Genomic DNA, 22,185 nt, shown 5'->3' on the forward strand with positions numbered 1-22,185 from the left:
TTATTTGGCTTTTTTTATATCTTTGATGTTTAATTGAATAAACTCTGTGCCATTCCAAAGATTTTTTTCTACACTACATATTATATCAATCTTTTCATTAACTGCAATATAATTAATTATAAATCCGATATTAAAACCAATTCCCCTAATAGTATCATTTCCGTCATATAGTTTCAATGACAAATGTTTATTGTTTCCCAGTAATTTTATCTCTTCAATAGTAAGACCTCTAAACACAAATATTGGGACTGGATTGCCTTCACCATAAGGTTGTAACAATTCTAATTCTTCTATTAACTGCGATATCATGCTAATATTGTCAATCTTGTAATCAATAAAGATTTCTGGAACAAATTGTTTATTTGCCGTCATTTCCCAGGCAATTTCATTTAGCATATATTTTAATTTCTCAATGTTATCCTCTTTAATAGTTAAACCAGCAGCCATTTGATGACCACCGAATTTCTCAAAAAGGAAACTGCATTTATTCATGGCCTCATATAAATCAAAGCCTGGTATGCTTCTCGCTGAACCTATGCCAACACCACCCTCAAGAGAAATCAGGACAACCGGTAATCCATATTTCTCGGTTAGTTTTGATGCAACAATTCCTATTACGCCAATATGCCAATTATTACCAACAGCAACAATAATTCTATCATTTTCTTTATCTATGGTTTTATCAATGATTTGAATTGCAGAGTTAAGTATATGATTTTCTATGGATTGTCTCTGAGAGTTTGCTTTATTTAATTCTTCAGCAATTTTTAATGCTTCCTCCTCATCTTCAGCAATCAGCAACTTAACACCTAATATAGGATCACTTATTCTTCCGGCAGCATTAAGTCTAGGTGCGAGCATAAAACTAATATGATATGTATCAACAGCATTAAATTCTATTCCAGAAACCTTAGCAAGGGCCTTTATTCCAAGGTTTGGATTATTTCTTATTTTCTCTAACCCGTTTTTGACAATTATTCTATTTTCACCTAATAAGGGAACAACGTCTGCAACTGTACCTAAAGCAGCGAGATCTATTATATCTTCTGGCAGATCATATCTATTAAACTTTTGTGCTAAAGCACAAACAAATTTAAAGGCAACTCCCGCTCCTGCGAAGTCTTTAAATGAATAGTAACAGTCTATTTGATGAGGATTTATAACTGAATATGCTTCCGGAATCTCTTCATCACATTCATGATGATCTGTAATTATTATTTCTTTGTTAGAATCATTTATAAACTTTACTTCTTCAACAGAGCGAATACCACAATCTACTGTAATTATTAAATCGACATCCTGCTGAATTATTTTTTCTATGGCATCTATGTTTAATCCATATCCTTCTTCTAATCTTTTAGGTATATAGTAAATTACGTTGGCGCCTAGCTTTTTTAATGTTAAATATAAAATGGAAAGACTTGTTATACCATCTACATCATAATCTCCGTAGATACATATTTTCTCTCCTGTTTTTATTGCATTATATACTCGCTCTATGGCAGCATCCATTCCTTTTAAAAGAAATGGATCCTCTAGTTCGTCTATGTCCGGGTTTAAAAAGGTTTCCGCATCTTCTAATGTATTTATATCTCTGTTAATAAGTATTCTAGCCAAAATTTCAGATATTTTTAATTCTTCTTTCATTTCCTCAAGCATGGAATAGTCTTTATTATAAGTAAGCCATTTTTTAATCAAATTATCACCTACATCTATTGTTCATTATCAATATCATTTTGATTTTTCAAATCAAGCTCTTCAGTTTTGCTGATTTTCTCTTTTGTCAATCTCAGTTCATCATCAAGCTTCTTTATTTTACTATTTAGCTCATTTATTTTGATATTTAACTTAATCCTTTTAACTATATCAAAAGGTAACATTATGAGAATGCCAAATAAAGCAGATCCCAGGATAACTACAGCTTGCGATAAATAAAATTTATACCATAAAAAGTTTATAGTAATTACTGTTGCATTTTGTATTGCAAAAAGTGCTATAAATAAAGCAAATAACATGGAAATAACAATTATGAATTGCATAACTAGTCACTTCCTTTCAATGATTATATACATAGCATAATATATTTAAATAAAAATATAAAGATAAAAATGCTTCATACTCTGAACTCCTTCATTAGATGGGAACATAAGTTTCCCTTACATCACTTAATGCAAAGGAAATTTATATACTATACCAAACATCATAAAAACTTAAGGTAACAGTCACTAGACTGTTACCTTAAGTTTAATGAGCAGACTGAACCTTTTTCTTCGAACTTATTATTGTCCAAAGAGGACCAGTAATAAAAATTGATGAGTAAGTTCCTGCCACAATACCCACTATTAATGGAAGAGAAAATTCCTTGATTGATGGTACACCTAATATATATAGTGCTACTATTGACAACAAAGTAGTAAGTGAAGTATTAATAGATCTTGTCAATGTCTGATTTATACTGTCATTAACAAGTTGAACTTTATCTATCTTCTTAACATTTTTCATATTTTCTCTTATTCTATCAAAAATAACTATTGTATTGTTTATTGAATAACCAACTATAGTTAAAATAGCAGCTATAAATGAGCTATTTACTGGAATTCTCATTATTCCATATAGAATTATCATAACAGTAACATCATGTATTAATGCTATAACAGATGTCAATCCGAATGTAAATTCAAATCTGAATGTGATGTAGATTAGTATACCAATATTTGCTAACACAAGAGCTAAAACAGCTTGCTTCTTCAATTCATCACCTATTGCTGGTCCAATTGTTTCAAAGTTAATACTACTAGATGTTATATTATATTCTGAAGCAAACTTATCCAAAATATCTTTACGGCTTTCATCGTCTAATTCAACCTTGGTTCGTATAATAACATCTTCTTTTTCGTTTCCTGCATATGTTATTACTGCTTCACTATCATATTTAGAAATTAATTCTCTTACCTTTGAAATATCAAAGTCTTTGCCTATATGAGCTTGTATAGTGGTACCACCAGTAAAATCAATACCGTAGTTTAATCCACCATTTATGAAAGTGAAGATTAAGCCTGCTACGATTATCGCTATAGCTATGGAAAACCATATTTTCTTATACTCTACAAACTTTATATTTTTCATCAACTTCACCCTCCTACGCTCCATATAATTTTGTATTGGATAAAGCTTTTATACCTGAAATGAGCTTCATCAACTGTTTTGTCACTATTATTGCAGTAAACATACTAGCTAATATACCAATAGATAATGTTACCGCAAATCCCTTAATAGGACCTGAACCGAAATAGAACAAAACAATAGCTGCAATCAATGTAGTTACATTGGAGTCAATTATTGCAAGGAAGGCTCTTCTGAAACCTGAATCAATAGCTGCTCTCAAGCTTTTACCTAGTTTTAGTTCTTCTTTTATTCTTTCAAAAATTATTACATTAGCATCAACAGCCATGCCAACTGAAAGAATAATACCTGCAATACCAGGAAGAGTAAGTGTTGCTTTTATTGCAGCCAAAGCAAACAAAACTATGCATATATATAAAACCAATGCAATATCAGCAACCAAACCAGGTAATCTATAATAAAGAATCATAAAAATGAATACAAGCAATATACCTATTTTACCTGCTGTTAAACTTTTCTCAAAAGAGTTTGCTCCTAACTCAGGACCTATGCTTGTAACCTGCAATGTTTCAAGTTCAACCGGTAAAGCACCTGCTCTGATTAACATCGCCAGGTCCGCAGCTTCTTCCATAGTCATACTACCTGAAATCTGTGCTCTTCCATCTGTTATAGGTTCTCCAACTGTTGGAGCTGAAATTATGCTTTCATCAAGATATATAGCTATTATTTTATTGACATTATTGGTAGTTGCTATAGCAAATTTTTCTGCACCTTCTGATGTCAGCTCTAAAGATACTACTGGTTGTTGAATACCTGTGGCACTTTGTGATCCATATACCGCCTTGGCATCTTTTATGTCATTTCCTGTTAATACTGTATTACCTGCTTCGTCAACAAACTTTAATTGAGCTGTTTTTCCTATTATTTCAAGAGCTCTTTGAGTATCCTGAATTTCAGGTAAGCTTACCCTTATTTTTTTGTCTCCCTGTCTTGTTATTACAGGCTCTGTTACTCCTAGGGAGTCAATACGCTCTCTTATAGTAGCAATAGCCCGTTCTATTTTTTCATCCGTTACAGGATCGTCTGGATTGTCTTGAGCTTCAAGAACAACTTCTGCTCCTCCCCTCAAATCTAATCCTAGCTTAATTAATTCTTTTACAGGAACTATTTCATACTTTCCGATATCTAGTCCATAGGCTGCAACATAGCTTAGAATTCCAATTATAATGACTATTGCCATAAACTTTACTATGTTTTTCGAATTCATCTGTACTCCCCCTTTTAAAATTTCACAATGGATATTATATTACTTTTGCTAATTGGAGTCAATGTAAAAGGAAAAACAAAGATTTCTTTGAGATTTTTAGCTAAGACCAGACATTGGTAATTAATTTTATTACTAATAAGAAAAGATTCCTTTGAAAGCGTTTATAACAATCAAGGAAACCTTTCTTGAAATGCTTTTAACGGAAAGTATTAATTAAGGGATTTTATACTTTTCCAAGTATTATAAATAGAGCAGTAATATGCAAATCATATTACTGCCCTAATGAAAATTTAATCTTTATTTAATTCTAGATAATAAATTTTTATCAATTCTTAGATTTGTTAAACTTTCGCATTTTTGATTAGCAACAGTACATGAAGTTTTACATGCGGATTGGCATGAATTCTGGCATTCACCGCAACCTCCATTTAACACTCTGTCATTATAAGTTGTCTTATTAATAGTCTTTATGTATTTCATAATTGTGCCTCCTAATAATTTTTTCTTGTAAATTATATCATAATTATCAGTTTTATGAAAGTAGTAATATCATAGATTTACACCAATTATTCCACCTACTATACCTACTAAACATGCCATGATTATTTTTCCAATAAAATATTTATCAAAAACAGGCACCTGACCTAATATAATGCTTAACGGGAGAATCATTAATATGAAAATAATGCCAACTATCATTCCATATAGCCAACCCTTGCTCTTTATTTTTCTACCACAGTATATTGCTGCTGCTACTATACTAATCATAGTTATTGATTGTGTTATTAAGGACATTGTACCATCAGAAACAGAGGTTAAAGATAATACAATTGCATATATTATTATACTGACCAAAGAAATTATTAATGCAAGAATAATCGATTTTGCAAATATTATAATTTTATTTTCATATTGTTTTTCGTGCAGTTTAATTGAATCTCTCTTTAGACTTCTCATAATTGCACCTCCTAATAATATTTATATTCAGTAAACATTATTCCTTTGTGATCGGTTTTATTCATATATAAGCTAGCTTCTTAACATTTTTATTTCTGTCTAAAAATGGATACTTTCAAAAGGATTGTATTAGGAAGGTATCAGGCCAAATTTCAATAAGGAATGATTAAAATCTCTATAATTAAAAAAAGTAACTTGATAATCAAGTTACTTTTTTATCTTAAGACTCAAGCTTTTTCCCAATAGCCCATCTAGCTATCTTCAGCTTAGTTTTATCTGCTCCGACTTCTATGGTTAATGTGTCTTCTTTTGCATTAAGAACTTTACCATAGATGCCTCCTATTGTTAGGATTTCGTCTCCTTCTTTTATGCTTTTTCTCATCTCTTCAATTTGCTTTTCTTTTTTCCTCTGTGGTCTGATGAGTAAAAGATAAAATACTCCTAAAATTAAAACATACAATAGAATTGTTGAGACCCACGCTGGCATTATGTATCCCTCCTCCATAATAATTTGTATATTCAATATAAAAAGTAAAAATCCTTTTTCTATTTTTCATAACCATAGCTATCAAAAAAATCTTTTCTAAAATTTAACAACCTATCCTCTTTAATTGCGTCTCTGATATTTTTCATTAGATTTTGTAAAAATCTAAGATTATGTATAGTTGTTAAACGAGCACCTAAAATTTCACCAGCTTTTATTAGATGCCTGATATAAGCTCTTGAAAAATTCCTGCATGCATAGCAATCGCAATTTTCATCTAAAGGTAATGAATCTCTAGCATATTCTGCATTTCTCACAACTAGCTTTCCTTTTGATGTCATAACAGTACCATTTCTAGCTATTCTTGTAGGCAAAACACAATCAAACATATCTATTCCTCTAATGACACCATCGATAAGTGAATCAGGGCTACCTACTCCCATAAGATACCTTGGTTTGTCTTTTGGAAGTAATGGTACTGTATATTCCAGCACCTCATACATTTCTTCTTTAGATTCTCCTACACTTAGACCTCCTACTGCATACCCCGGAAGATCAACATCAACAGTCATTTTAGCGCTTTCTATCCTCAAATCTTTAAATGTACCACCTTGTACAATTCCAAACAGTGCTTGCTTATCTGTTTTGGTATGAGCTTTTTTACACCTTTTAAGCCATCTAACCGTTCTCTCCATAGATTTTCTTGCATAATCTTTTTCACATGGATATGGTATACATTCATCAAAAGCCATGATTATATCTGCTCCGAGAGACTCTTCTATTTCCATAACAAACTCTGGTGTAAAAAAATGTTTTGAACCATCTAAATGAGACTTAAACTCTACACCTTCTTCGCTTATCTTTCTCAATTCATTTAAGCTAAAAACTTGAAAACCACCACTATCGGTAAGTATTGGTATATCCCAATTCATAAAGCCATGAAGACCGCCAAAATCTTCAATAAGTTTATGCCCCGGACGAATATATAAATGATATGTATTACTAAGAATAATCTGTGATCCAATTTCTTTCAGCTCATCAGGACTCATAGCTTTTACAGATGCTTGAGTTCCTACAGGCATAAATGCAGGAGTTTCTATTGTACCATGAGGTGTGTAAACCCTACCTAACCTAGCATTAGTATCTTTACATTCTTTTATTAGTTCGTATCTTATTGCCACAATATTTCCCTCTCTATTCATCTAAATTCTCTATAACAACTTTCTCAATTAAACCATCTTTCATAGAAATAACCTTAAGTTTTGCATTACCAACTCTATAATCAATTCCTTCATATATAGGTCTATTTGTGTTTTCTGCCATTTTTGCTATTACTCCACCAATAGTATTACCTAAATGTTCAGGTATGTTTAAACCAGTAATGGTATTAGCATCAGCTACCGAAGTAGCTGCAGAGAAAACATTACCATGTCCTTCTAGTTTTATTTCTTTTGTAAATAAATATTTCCTTATGGCAAAAATCATCCCTATTGCAATAATACCAATTGCTATATCTAATGTTGTATCACTAAAAATCAGAAGCTTTCTAGCAATGGCATATAGCATAACTTCCAGAACACTTGAGGTTGTATGGGATAAAAGCATTATTACAAGCTCTACTCCAACAACCAGCATCAATACATGCCCCAAGAACTTTTGAAATATGTTATAAGTTTCGAGTGGACTGGTGCGCAATATCAATGCTAAGTATTTAACTAAATCCACCATACCAACTATTGTAGCAGCAATTATAAAAAAAGCCAATACAACTTCCAGGTAATAAGTGTATTTGATAAGCTTATGCTTCCAATACCCAAGATTTTTCCTCACAAACATACCTCCATAAAAATCATATAATTAACATGGCATCACCAAAACTAAAAAACCTGTATTTATTTTTTATAGCTTCTTCATACGCTCTCAAAATGTTTTCTTTACCTGCTAATGCACTAACAAGCATCAAAAGAGTTGACTCGGGTAAATGAAAATTAGTTATTAATCCGTCTGTACATTTAAACTTATAACCAGGATATATAAAGATATCGGTCCATCCTTTTTTGGCACTAACCATACCATTTTCATCAGCTACAGATTCTAATGTTCTTGTGGAAGTGGTGCCTACACAAATTATTCTCTTTCCTTCTTTTCTAGAACTGTTTATTTTGTCCGCACTTTCCTGGTTTATATCATAATACTCGGAGTGCATCTTATGTTCTTCGATATTCTTTACTTTCACAGGTCTGAATGTACCTAAACCTACATGGAGAGTTATATAAGCCAATTTGATACCTTTATTTTCTATATCCTGAAGCAAAGTATCTGTAAAGTGCAATCCTGCTGTAGGTGCAGCTGCTGAACCTTCATGCTTTGAATAAACAGTCTGATATCGTTCCTTATCCTCAAGTTCCTTTTTAATATAGGGAGGTAATGGCATATGGCCTAAGTTTTCAAGTATGGTTTCAAAAATCCCATCATAACTAAACTTAATAATACGATTGCCACCATCCGAAATTTCAATTATCTCTGCAACCAGTTGTCCATCTCCAAATATAATCTTTGCACCCAGTTTAGCCTTTTTCCCTGGTCTTACCATAACTTCCCATGTATCCTTTGATTTCCTTGTCAGAAGCAAAATTTCTATCGTACTTTGTGTTCCTTCTTTACTTCCAAATAGTCTTGCAGGTATAACTCTTGTGTCATTTAGAACGAGACAATCACCAGGATTTAAGTAGTTTATTATATCCTTAAAAATCTTATGCTCAATACATCCACTTTCTTTATTTAATATCATTAATCGAGACATATCACGAGGATAAATTGGTTCTTGAGCAATTAATTCTTCTGGTAATTTATAATAAAAATCTGATGTATTCATATGCTTCTCCTTATTTTACTTTTGTTCCAGTATAATAATATTCCAATATTTCAATATAATTATATCCCTGCTCAGCCATCCCTTTAGCTCCATATTGGCTCATGCCTAAGCCATGGCCCCAACCCTTGCCATTAAAAATATAAGTATTGGGAGTTATGTTATAATTTTTAACATCAAACAACCCTTTTACATTGATTTTCCCATTTGCTGTTTTTATAGTGCTTAACCCTGCTGATGATATAACATTTAATCCTGCAGGTCTTTTTACTTGAATGGAATTGGTAGAGATATCGTAAATATTAATGTCTGAATCGGTTTTTATACTATACCATATACTTTTCAAATTTGAAGTACCAAATAAGTATCTAACTTTCTCTTTTTCTAATGTTATTTTATTTTTAGTACCTATAAAATCTATCTTTTTAACTCTTCCATACTCACTAGTCTCAATAATGTTTATATCAATTATATCGCCTATATTCATATTATTTTCTTCCAATTTCTTTTTTATTTCAGCTTTATTTAATTCGAGAATCCAATTGTCATTAGGACTTCCTAATGAATAAGGATCTTCCACTCCTCTTATATATGGTACTATATCATTCCATATGTTTTCAGAATTTTCAGTATGCCCTCCACTGCTTGAATGATAGAAAGTCGATGCAAGTTTGTCTTCATAGTATAGTAATTTTCCTTTTGTTTCTTCTACTGCTTGATTTGTTCTTTCATGTTCCTTTACATAACCTTTGTATACCTGGCAATGAGTAGTGCTGCATAAATGAAAGCCTTCAGTATCGTGCTTGCCCATAGTTATTAATGCATAATTTCTAGCTGCTACTGCCTGGGCTTTTAACGCTTCCATATGCCAGGTCGGATTTACCTCACTTCCTACAACACTATATAAATATTTATCTAATTCAATATCATTAATAACAGATAAACTTCCATTTTCTTGTGTTTTAATACATATATTACCACGATATTTTACATTGTTAAATTCCAGCAAATTATTGCCATTAGTATCATCCATAGGTTTTATGCTTATTTCTTGATTTTTATATATCATGATCACACTATTATCTTTATTATCTATAATTTGTACTCTATTGGAATCCGGTTCTACTATTTTGTATGTAAAAGAATTATACTTGTTCTGATAAGCACTCATTTTTTCTTTGCATTCTTTTTCATCTAAGAATAAGCCAGTCCAAATCTTCCATTCTCCATCATATGCTAAATAAGAATCAGAAATACTAGATTTAACTTGATTCAAAAATTTACTTGCTGATTCATAATCAGGATAATTATCTCCTATCTGTATATGATAAGGGCCAAACAACTTTCCTTCATATTTTACAGCCTTTACATATTGAATTCTTTTTATTTCATTTTTTACTACATTATAATATCCATCCAATCTGAAAGACAACTTGATGGGGCTTGATGTTGATAGAGAAACTGGATTACCTTCATCTATAATAACATAAGCTGGAGAAGTGGAACTAATATTTACTATATCAGTTGTAGCATTATAATTTAAGCCTACTCTTATCCTTTCAGGGGCTTCAAAAGAAGCATGGACATTTACTGGAAGTAATATCAAAAAAAATATTAATATGTTAATGATCAATAAATTTTTCATATATTTGCTCATGCTACATACCTCTTCCTCTGTTTTTCATATTCAATATTCTACATTAGCCTCTTATATCCTTCAATTAATAAACTACACTTATATTTTATTTTTCATTAAACAGGTCTTTTCAAGTTAAAAAACTTGAGCCACAAAATATAGTCAATTCATTTGGTACACCAAATTCATTTTATCTGCTTATATTAAAATGCTTATAGACAAGATCGGTTACCATTCTACCTCTTGGTGTTCTGTTTATAAAACCTATCTGAAGAAGGTAAGGTTCGTATACATCTTCAATTGTATTAGATTCTTCACCAATGGATGCCGCTAGTGTGTCTAGTCCTACAGGACCCCCTCCAAACTTGTTAATAATGGTCAGCAACATCTTTGCATCTATATTGTCCAAGCCTATCTCATCTATCTCAAGCAATTTTAGAGCCGCATCTGCTATATCTTTAGAAATTATACCATTACCTTTTACTTGAGCATAGTCTCTTACTCTCTTCAATAATCTATTGGCTATTCTAGGTGTACCTCTAGATCTTTTAGCGATTTCTAATGCTCCATCTTCTTCAATTTGAATGTTTAGAATTTTAGCAGATCTTTTTACTATTTTATATAGCTCTTCCTGACTATAATAATCAAGCCTACATATAACCCCAAATCTGTCTCTAAGAGGAGAAGTAAGCATACCTGCTCTAGTTGTAGCTCCTACCATGGTAAAATTTGGTATGTCAAGCCTTATAGACCTAGCACTTGGACCTTTACCTATTATTATATCTATAGCATAATCTTCCATAGCAGGATAAAGTATTTCTTCTACGCTTCTATTCAATCGATGTATCTCGTCTATAAAAAGTACATCATTGTTGTTGAGATTAGTCAATATTGCAGCTAAGTCTCCAGGCTTTTCTATTGCAGGTCCTGATGTAATTCTAATATTTGAGCCAAGTTCATTAGCTATAATATTCGCTAATGAAGTTTTACCTAAACCAGGAGGACCATAGAGTAGAACATGATCAAGAGATTCATTTCTCTTTTTTGCAGCTTCAATGAAAATTCTGAGCTTTTCTTTGGCTGAAGTTTGGCCAATGTATTCATCAAAATATTTTGGTCTTAAGCTTACTTCATTCTCGTTATCTTCATTTAAAATATTAGCTGTTATCAATCTCTCTTCCATTTTTATCCTCCGTTAAATACGTGAAAGTTGTTTTAATGCTTCTTTTATAAGGTTATCTATTGATTTTTCTTTATTCTCAATCTTTGAAAATGCTAAAGCTGCTTCATTATAACTATATCCAAGAGACACCAATGCTTCTATAACTTCTGACATACTGCTTGTAACCTTTTCATCGTTGTTTAGCATAACATCAGTATCAATACATATCTTATCTCTTAGTTCTAATATAATTCTTTCTGCAATTTTTTTGCCTATACCCGGGGCTTGTGTCAATGCTTTGATATTTTTTGTTTGAATAGCTATTATTAAATCATTTGGTTTTAGACAGGACATTATTGCCAAAGCAGCTTTCGGTCCAACGCTTGTTACAGATATAAGCAGCTTAAATAGATCCAATTCGTTTTTACTTAAAAAACCATATAATACTATATCATCTTCTTTTACATGCAAATGTGTGTATAATTTTACTTTACTAACATTTTTTACATGCAAAATAGTATTAGAGGAACTAAACACTTTATAGCCAATTCCTCCTATATCAATAACAATAAAACCTTCACCAGTTTCAGCAACAACACCATTTAGATAATCAAACATGTTCATGCTCCTTTATAATTTAAATAGATTTGAGTATTTAGAAGAATTACCATGGCATATAGCAACCGCTAAAGCATCTGCAACATCATCAGGCTTAGGTATTTCATTCAAATTTAATAACATCTTTACCATTTGCTGCATCTGTTTTTTATCAGCTCTACCATAGCCCACAATTGCTTGTTTAACCTGTAGCGGAGTGTACTCATAAATGGGCACTTTATTATTTGATGCAGCTAAGATAGCTACACCTCTTGCATGCCCAACAGTAAGCGCAGTTTTAATATTCTTATTAAAAAATAGTTCCTCTATGGCATAAGCATCAGGATTATATTTTTTTAGCAATAAATTTAACTCATTATAGATATAGCTAAGTCTATCAGGCATGGACATAGTAGATTCTGTTGTAATAGCCCCTTTAGAAATAACACAAAATCTGTTACCTTCCATACTTAGCAAACCATAACCTAATATAGCTATTCCCGGATCTACCCCCATAATTATCAAAAGTAACACATCCAATCCAAACATATATTCGCTATGAATAATATAACCTTTTTGGAAAAAAAAATAAAGCAGCAATTAGCTGCAGTTAATATAAATAGGCATAAAAATGTTGAGAATTTCCCTTTTTATTCATAGTATTCATAGAAAGTTAAGATATACCATCAAATGTAAGCTTGATATTTACCTCTATATTCAATTACTGAATCCTTCTAATTTTTGTTCTAAGTCATCTTCTGTATCTGCTACAATTCCGCTTTCTAATATTGATTGATCTTCAGGTGTCAAGGTTTCTATATTGATATCCGTTGTCTCATTTAATACTCTTTCTCCATCTTCATCATAAGAATATATAGCAATATATTGTCCTTCTAAACCTATGATGAAATGACGAGGACAATAAGTATCTATTTCTCTTACAACTGTCAAAGTTCTATCATCTACCTCTAAAAAATCCCACCCAGGATTTTTCTCTATAAACTCTTCTTTATCAAGTCCTATGAAAATAGATGGTATATCTGTTTCTCTCTCTATCTTATGCTTGCAAATGGTGAATAGAGTTATATATTTAATCTTGTGATTCTCCTGCAGTTTAAAATCTTCTTCTGCAGTCTTGTCTCCATTTATGACATCACTAGTTTCTACATTACTTATTTTTTTTAGGCTGTCTGGAATTTTTAAATTTTCATTTGTTTTGTTGAAGCTGTTTGCTTCATCACCAATATCCATATTAATATAGTAACTAATTGCAAAAACTATTAATAGCATTAGCCCTATAACAAGAATAGAAATTCTTTTTTTACCTCTCCTTTTATCTTCAAACATAAGTATAACCTCCATACTCTTATGGAGGTTATTATTGCCATAATTCTAATTATTATACACTTTAGAATTATTTTTCTATTCTTCATCTGGACCTCAGCATTATGATATACATATTCAATACCATTATTTATATTTTATGCAAACATAACTATTACTTAAAGCCATATTTTGATAGAGAATATTTTGTGCTCAGTCTGAGAACAGAATAAAGAAATTTTATTCTGTTCTACTTAAATCAAGCACTAGGTATAAACCTCTCTGATTCTTTTTTCTTAAACTTTTCAAAGTAACTTTTAAAATCATCATATAAATTATCATATTCTCTAATTATCTTTTTTAGTTCTTTTTCATTTAAATCTACTATGGTAATTTTCCCATTAGTAAAATTACCATAGTAACTTTGTTTATTTTTATCCCACTCAATTTTAGGAAATGGTAATGGTACTTTTGTAACATACTTAGACTTATGCATTCCATGAATAGTTGTCGTTTTACTAACTCCATCTTGAATTTCAGTGAAAACTTCATTTCCTAAATCGCCACTAGCATATACACCTAATCCTTCATGCGTATTATTTTTAAAACCGCCTATATAAGATGCTAAATTATTAAAAAAGGTGACTCCAAATCCATTAATAGAATCGTTTTTCCAACTTCCTGCATAAATTATCTCTCCATCTTTGTTGTATAGCTTTCCATACCCATTACGTAAATTGTTTTGAGTTTCTCCTTCGTACTTCAAACTACTTAAAGTCAGTTTTACTATATCTTTTGGATGATTAGATCGATTTTCAAGAATCTGCAACAGTTTGTCTTCATTAACTACTTCCCCATAGACTTCTTTTGCTTCATTTTCATTTAATTTTATTTTTATTATTGAAAAATCAGTAGGAATAGGATCTAGAACCTTATTTCTATCTTTAGTTAGTAACATGGATTTTTTATTATTTATTCTTATACACTCATACTCAAATTGGCTATGTAAATATTCTATGCCCCAACCATCCCTCCTTCCGTTTTTATGTTCGCCTATATAATCAATAAGACCATTATATATGTTTATTCCGTAACCATGTTCTTTTCCATTTTTATATTGACCTATGTAATTTAGGTTTCCGTAAATATCATAGCTTTTTCCATATCCATCTGGCAGTCCATTTTTATATTCACCTTCATAGCTCAAAACTGCTCCCCTATCACTATGCCAATCATATCCTTTTCCCATTCCATGTGGCTTTCCATCTTTTAATTGTCCTTCATACTTTAAAATTCCGTATTGTTCATAATATAATTTACCATAAGTTATATCATTGTTTTGATCATCATATGCATAACATAATAATGATAATGAATTAAATAATATAATATTTAGTATTAAACATGCTAAAAATCTTCTCTTTACTTTCATTGTTAGGCTTCCTTTCTTATGTAAAATTTTATGTATAATACTTTATATTATTTCATATGCATACGAGTTCTGCAAACTTATTAACTAGACAAAAAGTATATTTAATTAAGTTATTTACATGTATAAATATTAAATCCTCGATTGCTTATCGAATAAAAAATTATTATGAAAGTCTATAAAGTATAATATTTTATTACATATTGATTACTAATTGTCAAACTAATTTAGTTCGTAAAATAACTCACTGCTTATATTTACTTATTTCTTACACCAAAGCTACAATTGCTGGTATTAAAATTTAATTTCATTTCATTTTCTAACAAAATAATATAACCCCTTTTTGTATGTTTCTTATTCATAAAAAAGGGGTTCAGAATTATCAGTAACTCAATTTTCCCTTAATTTATATCATAACTCTTTGAACCATTGATGTTTTCTATTCTTCATCATCTGGCAACTCGGCATTATGGTATACATCCTGGACGTCATCATTATCATCAAACATGTCCAACATTTTATTAATCTTTTTAACATCTTCTTCGTCAGTAACTTCTACAGTGTTCTTAGGTATCATTGTAACTTCTGCTGAAGCCATTGGCACACCATGTCTTTCTAGTGCTAGCCTTACTTCTGAAAAATCATCCGGATCAGTAATTATTTCATATGAGTCCTCTTCTGATGAAAAATCTTCAGCTCCTGCTTCCAAGGCTTTCATCATAAGATCTTCTTCATCTATATCATCAGTCCTTTCCACAATTATAAGACCTTTCTTATCAAACATCCAGCTTACTGCTCCTGTAACTCCTAGGCTCCCACCATTTTTATCAAAAATATGCCTTATTTCACTGGCTGTTCTGTTTCTATTGTCGGTAAGAGTATTAACAATAACAGCAACTCCACCGGGTGCATATCCTTCATAGGTAATTTCTTCATATTCTATATTGCCTAACTCACCTGTAGCTCGCTTTATAGCCCTATTTATAGTATCATTAGGCATATTATGGCTTTTAGCTTTTGCTATTGCATCTCTAAGTTTACCGTTTGTTTCCGGATCAGCGCCGAATTTTGCTGCCATCGATATTTCTTTTCCCAATTTGGTAAAAATTTTACCCCTAGCAGCATCTGCTTTTCCTTTCTTATGTTTTATGTTTGCCCATTTTGAATGTCCTGACATAAAATCATCCTCCTAAACATCTAAAAAAGTAAAATTATCTAACATACTTCTTAGGCATGTTTCTCTTATGTTCACTTGCTTTATACAAATCATCCACTCTATTCTTTATGTGATCATCTGCCTTGCCATATAATATATAATCATCCAACTCTCTATATGTCATTTTCATTTCACCTTCATCGGTTTGATTTTCCCATAGCCCAGCAGTAGGCGCCTTATTAATAATTACCTCAGGGATTCCCAAGTATTTTGCTAACTCATACACTTCCGATTTTACAAAATCAGCAATAGGAAGAATATCTGATCCACTGTCGCCATGTTTAGTGAAATAACCTATTGTAAGCTCACTTCTATTGCTGGTTCCTGCAACTAAGTAGTTGTTTTTACCTGCATAATAATATAATGTTATCATTCTTAATCTTGATTTCATATTTCCTAATAAAAGCTTTGAATCTGTATCTAAAGATCCAACTTGCTTTCTAAGTGCATCATAAACTGGATCTAGTACGATTCTCTCTACTTTTAAATTAAACTTTTCTGAAACTAGTTTAGCATCCTCTTCATCTTTTGGATTGCTATAACAAGGCATGATTAAGCATAATGTGTCTTCTGGATAAACTCTTTTGCATAAGGCTGCAACTACTGCAGAATCTATACCTCCAGATAGCCCCAATACTACACCATTGGCTTTTGCAGCAGACACAGTATCTTTAATCCATGAACATATTTCCTCACATTGCTTCTCTATATTTTTCATACTTATCCCTCCAAAAAAACTTTCATATTTTATGATATCATTGTGATTTCATATTGTAAATTAATTCTCACGTATATTGTTGCCTATAATTCAAAACATATATAAAGTATAGGAGATCAGGAGGCGTTATTATGAATTTAAAATCTAAAACCAGCCTATGGATCATTGGATTTATCGCTGGAATTTTCAATGGTCTATGTGGTTCCGGAGGTGGAACTATATTGGTACCTTCCTTAGTTTTTTTTACAAAGGTAAAAGATCATAATGCTCATGCTACTGCTATAGCTGTAATACTACCACTTACTATTATAAGTTCTTTAATATATGCAAAATCAGGAATTATAAATATAAATACTACATTTAAGGTAACAATAGGTACTGTAATAGGAGCATATATTGGTTCAAAGTTGCTAAACAGACTTTCAATCAGTATATTGAGAAAATTGTTTGGAATTTTTATGATAATTGCTGCAATAAGGATGATTATAAGATGATTGAAATAATTATAGGTATAGCTGCAGGAATTATTGGCGGCATGGGAATCGGAGGCGGGACCATCCTTATACCTGCTCTTGTATTTTTTCTTCAATTATCGCAACAGATAGCTCAAAGCATAAACCTTCTGTCCTTCATTCCTGCAGCTTCTTTAGCAGTATATATCCATAACAAAAACAGGAATATAGAAAAAAATATGCTTATTCCGTTAATCTCATCTGGAATAATTGGTGCTATTATTGGTTCAAAAATGGCAGTAAAATTAGATCCAATAATATTAAGAAGAATTTTCTCCGGATTTCTATTTATTATGGGTGTTTATGAAATATTTTCTAAAAAAGGTATAAAGAAACCCTGATAATGAAGAAACATTACTTTTGATTTTGACATATATAATCTTTTGCCCTTGCTGATGCAATAGAATCAAACTCACCCATAACATATATTCCATTTTCTCTATATTCCTTTTTTATTATCTTTCCATTATCATGTAGATATGCCAGTAAAGCTCCCTCTGCATATGGAATTACCATTTCGTATACTTTATTATTCAAGTTCACATAGTGTTCTATCCTGTCTAATAGCTTATCTAGATTTATCTTATTCTTAGCTGATATGAATATGATATCTGAATTGGTTCTCAATTCTAGACTATATAAGCTGTTTATAGACATATTCTTGTCAATTTTATTAATTGCCAGTATTGTTGGTTTATTGTCAGCACCTAAATCTTTCAATACATTATTTACCACTTCTATTTGCTCTTCATAATTTTCATTACTTCCGTCAACTACATGGATAAGAAGATTCGCATAAACTACTTCTTCCAAAGTTGATTTGAATGCAGCAACCAAATCATGAGGAAGTTTGTTTATGAAACCAACAGTATCGCTGATTACCACATCCTGTCCGCTTTTCAAACTTACTTTTCTGACAGTTGGATCTAATGTTGCAAATAATTTATCTTCTACATATACCTGAGAGTCAGATAAAGAATTTAACAATGTTGATTTACCGGCATTGGTATAACCAACTAAGCAAACCAGAAATGTACTATCTGCTCTATTGATTCTTATCAAATCTCTATGCTTTTTAATTTCATCAACGTCTCTTTCAAGCTCTCTTACTCTTTCTCTTATTCTTCGCCTATCAATCTCAAGCTTCTTTTCCCCAGGACCTCTTGTACCTATTCCACCACCCGTTCTGGACATCTGGACTCCGAAACCTATTAAACGTGGCATCATATACTTAAGTTGAGCCAACTCAACTTGAAGTTTACCTTCTTTTGATGAAGCTCTTTTTGCAAATATGTCCAATATTAACTGAGTTCTATCAATAACCCTTACATCTAACTCCCTTTCCAGATTCCTGATTTGTATTCCTGTCAGTTCTTCATCAAAAATAACAAGATTTGCTTCTTTTTTTTGAACCTCCATCTTTAGCTCTTTCAGTTTTCCTTTCCCAATTAAGTATGCATTATCTACGGTATGTTTATTCTGTGCAATTCTACCTACTTCGATTCCACCAGCAGTGTCTAATAGCTCCTTTAATTCATCTAAATCTTCAAGTCCATTGATGCCGACTAAAATGGCTTTTTCTTTATCATTAGCTACAGAAAAAGTATTATCTCTTTTTATTTTATAATTTTTCTCTATTTCACTTATTAGATCTTGTGCATTTATACTTAAAAAGTCATTAATTGTAAAAGGTCCTTTACAGACCGTGTCATAGTCGGAGTTCTTTTTAGATAAATATGCATAATATGCCTCTTGAGGAATGCCATTTATAACACCTATGGCAATTATCAAATCAAGCTTTAAAGCCTTTAATGCTGAAATATCCATATCTGATAGCATGCCATAACCATTAGGATGTGTATGTATACATCTTATACCGCTTAGACTGTCCTCTGATCTTCTCTCACTATACTGTCTAAGTTCTGCTGTATTATAATCTCCTATCACAGCATCAATTATTTCACCTCTTCTGTTAATGAATATTGCTACTTCTCTATTTGCTTCTCCTGTTATATCGCATATAATACTCAAAGCTTCATAAGATATTAATAAAGTATTATCTAATATCTCTCCTTTTAAAGAATCTAGTTTTTCCAAAATGTTTTTTTTAATACCATTGTCAACCATTACGATCTCCACCTCTACTTTCATCTTCTAAAAGGCTTTTAATAAAATACTCAAGAATTCATCCTCTATACTAAATAGTATAAATTTTTACTTCTAATAATCCAAATATTATGTAATATAGCTATCGTTGTCAAGTGTAGTAGCTTATTTAACAGTATAAAATTCATACAGTTTGTCTATTATTAGAAATAAGTATTTATTTCAAGGAGTGGCTATTATGAATAAGTTTTATCAAATAAGTAAAATGTTCACTTACACAAAATTATTAGCAACTTTATTTATATTAATTATAGCATTTTTTATATTTTCATCATTTTATACTGTTAAAGATGGAGAAATAGGTATTTTAAGAACCTTCGGAAAAGTAACTGACTTTACTGACCCAGGTTTACATCTAAAGTTTCCATACCCTATACAAGAAGTGGATGTGATAAATATAAGCAAGATAAATATAATGGAAATCGGTTTCAATGAACTTAATGAAACAACAAAAAACTATCACAACCATGAATCACAATCTATAACGAGTGATGATGGTATTGTGTTTACAGATTTAATAATAGAATGGCGAATATCTGATCCATATGATTATCTATTCAGTGCAAAGAATCCAGATCATATACTTAGAAACTTAGTTATCTCATCTGTAAAAAATATAATTGGAAAATCAGAAATGGATTACATACTAACTGATGGTAAATTATCAATACAAAACTCTATAAAAACAGATGTTGACGAAAATATAAAAAGCTACGAGTTAGGAATAGAAATTTTGAATGTAAAAATAGTTGATGCAAGACCTCCTGAAGATATAATTTCTTCATATGAAACTGTAGCAAATGCTATTGAGCAAAAAAATATTCTAATAAAAAAAGCTGAAGAATATAGGAATCAAAAAATACCTGCTGCAGAAAGTGAAGCTGATCGAATTATTAAGGAAGCAGAAGCTTATTACGAAGAAAGAATAAATAAAGCAAAATCAGAAACAGAAATCTTTGATTCGTTATATAAAGAATATAGAATTAGCAGGGATGTAACAAGATCACGGATGCTTATAGAAACAATTGAAGAAGTATTGCCTGGAGCGAATATATACATAATGGATACGCATAAAGGGACATTAAATTATTTTACTTTTGAAGAAGAAAAAGGTGAGAATAAATGAATCATTTTAATAACATTAATATAAAAAAAAGAGATAATAAACTTATATCTGCCATAAAAAAAGCTGCTTTACTCATATCTACAATAGTAATTGTACTTATAATTATTTTAAATGCACACATAGTTCAGGAAGATGAAATAATGTTTGTGTCAACTTTTGGTAAAACAATCAAAGTGATTGATAAGCCAGGTTTATATTTTAAAATACCTTTAATTAATACTACATCGACTATTTCTAAAAAAATATTCTGCTATGAGTCTCAGCCTTTAAAGATTATCACTAAAGATAATAGAAACCTTTTCATCGAAACATTTGTACTTTGGAGTATAAATGATCCAAAGCTATTTATCCATACGCTACAATCAAATGTAAATGCGGAAATAAGAATTGAAAATACTGTTAGTTCATATTTGAAAATAAGTTCTATTAATCAAAGTTTTATCGATATCATTAATAATAATAATGAATTAAATAAAATCTTGTCAGCATATATCAGTGATGAACTAGAAGTTTACGGAATCAAAGTTATTGATGCCAGATTTAGAAATATGTACCTATCAGATGAAAATAAAGACGCAGTATATACAAGAATAAAATCTGAGAAGGAAATAATTGCTTCCCAATATTTGAATTTAGGTGAGAAAGAAGCATCAAGAATAAGGTCTGAAACAGATAAAGAAGTAAATATGATATTATCTAAAGCACAAGCAGAAGCTGAGAGAATTAAAGGGGCAGCTGATGCAGAAGCGGCACAAATATATGCCAGTAGCTATAATAAAGACCCGGAATTTTATAAGTTTATGCGAACCTTAGAAGCATACAAGAAAACATTAATGAATAAACCAACTATTGTGATCCCTATTGATTCACCTTTTGCAAAGTATTTAATGGGGAAATAAATATGTAAAATTACATGAGGTATTCCTATACCGTCTTGCTACGTGCTTGGTATTCCTCTGAGGTTTTTTAAACCACTAAAGGATATTAATTAGATAACAAGCATATAAAAAAAGCATATGTGTAAATACATATACTTTTATTCTAGACAATATAGCCTTTATCAAGATATTGATTGTTCTGCCTATTGCATTTCTGAGCAATAATATTTCTATTCCCTTATAACTGGTATTACATAGTGAATCCGTGTTCTTAAATTAAGACCCCAGAGGAATACCCAAAAATTAGTGATCAGAGGTTAGTGACCAGCGATTGACCCAATAGGAATAACCTGTGACATGCAAAAAATAAAAAACCCGGCGACGACCTACTCTCCCAGGACCCTTCGGTCCAAGTACCATCGGCACTGGAGAGCTTAACTTCTGTGTTCGGTATGGGAACAGGTGTGGCCTCTCCGTCATTGTCACCGGATTATTCGCTATATATATATTTTTTTTTCGAAGGTCTGCACCTTCAAAACTACACAATACTAAGACTTAGTTTAGATCAAGCCCTCGACCTATTAGTATCGGTCAGCTAAATACATCACTGTACTTACACCTCCGACCTATCTACCACGTAGTCTACATGGGGTCTTACTACCTTAACGGTATGGGAAATCTCATCTTGGAGTCGGCTTCGCGCTTAGATGCCTTCAGCG

22 protein-coding genes, 2 rRNA genes and 1 pseudogene are annotated in these 22,185 nt (G+C 31.3%); 4 read left to right on the forward strand and 21 right to left on the reverse strand.

Features of this window, described 5'->3' with window-relative positions:
• The 18 genes and pseudogenes from recJ to nadE form a co-directional block, all read right to left on the reverse strand.
• Positions 1-1,698, reverse strand: coding sequence for a single-stranded-DNA-specific exonuclease RecJ (gene recJ, locus BUB48_RS14070; RefSeq protein WP_073026879.1), 1,698 nt, complete (start codon positions 1,696-1,698; stop codon positions 1-3).
• A 14-nt stretch (positions 1,699-1,712) separates the two neighbouring features.
• On the reverse strand, positions 1,713-2,039 hold the full coding sequence (locus tag BUB48_RS14075) for a LapA family protein (protein ID WP_073026881.1): 327 nt from the start codon (positions 2,037-2,039) through the stop codon (positions 1,713-1,715).
• Between the two features lie 205 nt (positions 2,040-2,244).
• Positions 2,245-3,126, reverse strand: coding sequence for a protein translocase subunit SecF (gene secF / locus BUB48_RS14080; protein WP_073026883.1), 882 nt, complete (start codon positions 3,124-3,126; stop codon positions 2,245-2,247).
• A 13-nt stretch (positions 3,127-3,139) separates the two neighbouring features.
• Positions 3,140-4,390, reverse strand: coding sequence for a protein translocase subunit SecD (gene secD / locus BUB48_RS14085; protein WP_073026885.1), 1,251 nt, complete (start codon positions 4,388-4,390; stop codon positions 3,140-3,142).
• Between the two features lie 345 nt (positions 4,391-4,735).
• A pseudogene (gene scfA, locus BUB48_RS14090) lies at positions 4,736-4,870 on the reverse strand (six-cysteine ranthipeptide SCIFF); the annotation flags it as partial.
• Positions 4,871-4,939: 69 nt separating this feature from the next.
• Positions 4,940-5,347, reverse strand: coding sequence for a TIGR04086 family membrane protein (locus BUB48_RS14095; RefSeq protein WP_073026902.1), 408 nt, complete (start codon positions 5,345-5,347; stop codon positions 4,940-4,942).
• Positions 5,348-5,567: 220 nt separating this feature from the next.
• Positions 5,568-5,834, reverse strand: a complete 267-nt coding sequence (gene yajC / locus BUB48_RS14100) for a preprotein translocase subunit YajC (RefSeq protein ID WP_073026904.1) — start codon at positions 5,832-5,834, stop codon at positions 5,568-5,570.
• A gap of 59 nt (positions 5,835-5,893) precedes the next feature.
• On the reverse strand, positions 5,894-7,015 hold the full coding sequence (tgt, locus tag BUB48_RS14105) for a tRNA guanosine(34) transglycosylase Tgt (protein WP_073026938.1): 1,122 nt from the start codon (positions 7,013-7,015) through the stop codon (positions 5,894-5,896).
• A 10-nt stretch (positions 7,016-7,025) separates the two neighbouring features.
• Positions 7,026-7,661 carry a phosphate-starvation-inducible PsiE family protein gene (locus BUB48_RS14110; protein WP_175548432.1) on the reverse strand — a complete coding sequence of 212 codons (636 nt, stop codon included), beginning with the start codon at positions 7,659-7,661 and terminating at the stop codon, positions 7,026-7,028.
• Between the two features lie 19 nt (positions 7,662-7,680).
• Positions 7,681-8,706, reverse strand: coding sequence for a tRNA preQ1(34) S-adenosylmethionine ribosyltransferase-isomerase QueA (queA, locus tag BUB48_RS14115; protein WP_073026908.1), 1,026 nt, complete (start codon positions 8,704-8,706; stop codon positions 7,681-7,683).
• Positions 8,707-8,716: 10 nt separating this feature from the next.
• Positions 8,717-10,360 carry a SpoIID/LytB domain-containing protein gene (locus tag BUB48_RS14120; protein WP_073026910.1) on the reverse strand — a complete coding sequence of 548 codons (1,644 nt, stop codon included), beginning with the start codon at positions 10,358-10,360 and terminating at the stop codon, positions 8,717-8,719.
• Positions 10,361-10,529: 169 nt separating this feature from the next.
• Positions 10,530-11,522: a Holliday junction branch migration DNA helicase RuvB gene (gene ruvB / locus BUB48_RS14125; RefSeq protein WP_073026912.1), complete on the reverse strand. Its 993-nt coding sequence runs from the start codon at positions 11,520-11,522 to the stop codon at positions 10,530-10,532.
• Between the two features lie 12 nt (positions 11,523-11,534).
• Positions 11,535-12,119, reverse strand: a complete 585-nt coding sequence (gene ruvA, locus BUB48_RS14130; RefSeq protein WP_073026914.1) for a Holliday junction branch migration protein RuvA — start codon at positions 12,117-12,119, stop codon at positions 11,535-11,537.
• A 12-nt stretch (positions 12,120-12,131) separates the two neighbouring features.
• Entirely contained in the window at positions 12,132-12,623 is a 492-nt protein-coding gene (gene ruvC / locus BUB48_RS14135) for a crossover junction endodeoxyribonuclease RuvC (RefSeq protein ID WP_073026916.1), read from the reverse strand.
• Between the two features lie 192 nt (positions 12,624-12,815).
• Positions 12,816-13,445, reverse strand: coding sequence for a BofC C-terminal domain-containing protein (locus BUB48_RS14140; protein ID WP_073026918.1), 630 nt, complete (start codon positions 13,443-13,445; stop codon positions 12,816-12,818).
• A 235-nt stretch (positions 13,446-13,680) separates the two neighbouring features.
• On the reverse strand, positions 13,681-14,853 hold the full coding sequence (locus tag BUB48_RS14145) for an MORN repeat-containing protein (RefSeq protein ID WP_073026920.1): 1,173 nt from the start codon (positions 14,851-14,853) through the stop codon (positions 13,681-13,683).
• A gap of 436 nt (positions 14,854-15,289) precedes the next feature.
• Complete coding sequence (locus BUB48_RS14150) at positions 15,290-16,027, reverse strand: YebC/PmpR family DNA-binding transcriptional regulator (RefSeq protein ID WP_073026922.1); 738 nt, start codon at positions 16,025-16,027, stop codon at positions 15,290-15,292.
• 34 nt (positions 16,028-16,061) lie between these two features.
• Positions 16,062-16,784 carry an NAD(+) synthase gene (gene nadE / locus BUB48_RS14155; protein ID WP_073026924.1) on the reverse strand — a complete coding sequence of 241 codons (723 nt, stop codon included), beginning with the start codon at positions 16,782-16,784 and terminating at the stop codon, positions 16,062-16,064.
• Positions 16,785-16,915: 131 nt separating this feature from the next.
• Here nadE and BUB48_RS14160 point away from each other — a divergent pair, with 131 nt between their 5' ends.
• Positions 16,916-17,278, forward strand: coding sequence for a sulfite exporter TauE/SafE family protein (locus BUB48_RS14160; protein ID WP_073026926.1), 363 nt, complete (start codon positions 16,916-16,918; stop codon positions 17,276-17,278).
• Positions 17,275-17,637, forward strand: coding sequence for a TSUP family transporter (locus BUB48_RS14165; protein WP_073026928.1), 363 nt, complete (start codon positions 17,275-17,277; stop codon positions 17,635-17,637). The genes BUB48_RS14160 and BUB48_RS14165 overlap by 4 nt, the downstream gene beginning before the upstream one ends.
• Before the next feature lie 13 nt (positions 17,638-17,650).
• On the opposite strand, the gene hflX is transcribed toward BUB48_RS14165, so the two are convergent.
• Positions 17,651-19,423, reverse strand: a complete 1,773-nt coding sequence (hflX, locus tag BUB48_RS14170; protein ID WP_073026930.1) for a GTPase HflX — start codon at positions 19,421-19,423, stop codon at positions 17,651-17,653.
• A gap of 217 nt (positions 19,424-19,640) precedes the next feature.
• Here hflX and hflK point away from each other — a divergent pair, with 217 nt between their 5' ends.
• The gene (gene hflK / locus BUB48_RS14175; RefSeq protein WP_073026932.1) at positions 19,641-20,588 is read left to right on the forward strand and encodes an FtsH protease activity modulator HflK; all 948 of its coding nucleotides are present in this window, start codon (positions 19,641-19,643) and stop codon (positions 20,586-20,588) included.
• The gene (gene hflC, locus BUB48_RS14180; RefSeq protein ID WP_073026934.1) at positions 20,585-21,487 is read left to right on the forward strand and encodes a protease modulator HflC; all 903 of its coding nucleotides are present in this window, start codon (positions 20,585-20,587) and stop codon (positions 21,485-21,487) included. Before hflK ends, hflC begins: the two co-directional genes overlap by 4 nt.
• Before the next feature lie 352 nt (positions 21,488-21,839).
• Here hflC and rrf read toward each other — a convergent pair.
• Positions 21,840-21,956 (reverse strand): 5S ribosomal RNA (gene rrf, locus BUB48_RS14185).
• A gap of 71 nt (positions 21,957-22,027) precedes the next feature.
• A 23S ribosomal RNA gene (locus BUB48_RS14190) occupies positions 22,028-22,185 on the reverse strand; the annotation flags it as partial.

Origin of the sequence: Lutispora thermophila DSM 19022 (genome assembly GCF_900142105.1) — a bacterium.
Taxonomy (GTDB): Bacteria; Bacillota; Clostridia; order Lutisporales; family Lutisporaceae; genus Lutispora; species Lutispora thermophila.

Excerpts from the sequence above, each read along its gene's own strand:
- BUB48_RS14075 (WP_073026881.1), bottom strand. The coding sequence starts at position 2,039 with ATGCAATTCATAATTGTTATTTCCATGTTATTTGCTTTATTTATAGCA.
- secF (WP_073026883.1), bottom strand. The coding sequence starts at position 3,126 with ATGAAAAATATAAAGTTTGTAGAGTATAAGAAAATATGGTTTTCCATA.
- secD (WP_073026885.1), bottom strand. The coding sequence starts at position 4,390 with ATGAATTCGAAAAACATAGTAAAGTTTATGGCAATAGTCATTATAATT.
- BUB48_RS14095 (WP_073026902.1), bottom strand. The coding sequence starts at position 5,347 with ATGAGAAGTCTAAAGAGAGATTCAATTAAACTGCACGAAAAACAATAT.
- yajC (WP_073026904.1), bottom strand. The coding sequence starts at position 5,834 with ATGCCAGCGTGGGTCTCAACAATTCTATTGTATGTTTTAATTTTAGGA.
- queA (WP_073026908.1), bottom strand. The coding sequence starts at position 8,706 with ATGAATACATCAGATTTTTATTATAAATTACCAGAAGAATTAATTGCT.
- BUB48_RS14120 (WP_073026910.1), bottom strand. The coding sequence starts at position 10,360 with ATGAGCAAATATATGAAAAATTTATTGATCATTAACATATTAATATTT.
- ruvB (WP_073026912.1), bottom strand. The coding sequence starts at position 11,522 with ATGGAAGAGAGATTGATAACAGCTAATATTTTAAATGAAGATAACGAG.
- ruvA (WP_073026914.1), bottom strand. The coding sequence starts at position 12,119 with ATGTTTGATTATCTAAATGGTGTTGTTGCTGAAACTGGTGAAGGTTTT.
- BUB48_RS14140 (WP_073026918.1), bottom strand. The coding sequence starts at position 13,445 with ATGTTTGAAGATAAAAGGAGAGGTAAAAAAAGAATTTCTATTCTTGTT.
- BUB48_RS14145 (WP_073026920.1), bottom strand. The coding sequence starts at position 14,853 with ATGAAAGTAAAGAGAAGATTTTTAGCATGTTTAATACTAAATATTATA.
- BUB48_RS14150 (WP_073026922.1), bottom strand. The coding sequence starts at position 16,027 with ATGTCAGGACATTCAAAATGGGCAAACATAAAACATAAGAAAGGAAAA.
- nadE (WP_073026924.1), bottom strand. The coding sequence starts at position 16,784 with ATGAAAAATATAGAGAAGCAATGTGAGGAAATATGTTCATGGATTAAA.
- BUB48_RS14160 (WP_073026926.1), top strand. The coding sequence starts at position 16,916 with ATGAATTTAAAATCTAAAACCAGCCTATGGATCATTGGATTTATCGCT.
- BUB48_RS14165 (WP_073026928.1), top strand. The coding sequence starts at position 17,275 with ATGATTGAAATAATTATAGGTATAGCTGCAGGAATTATTGGCGGCATG.
- hflX (WP_073026930.1), bottom strand. The coding sequence starts at position 19,423 with ATGGTTGACAATGGTATTAAAAAAAACATTTTGGAAAAACTAGATTCT.
- hflK (WP_073026932.1), top strand. The coding sequence starts at position 19,641 with ATGAATAAGTTTTATCAAATAAGTAAAATGTTCACTTACACAAAATTA.
- hflC (WP_073026934.1), top strand. The coding sequence starts at position 20,585 with ATGAATCATTTTAATAACATTAATATAAAAAAAAGAGATAATAAACTT.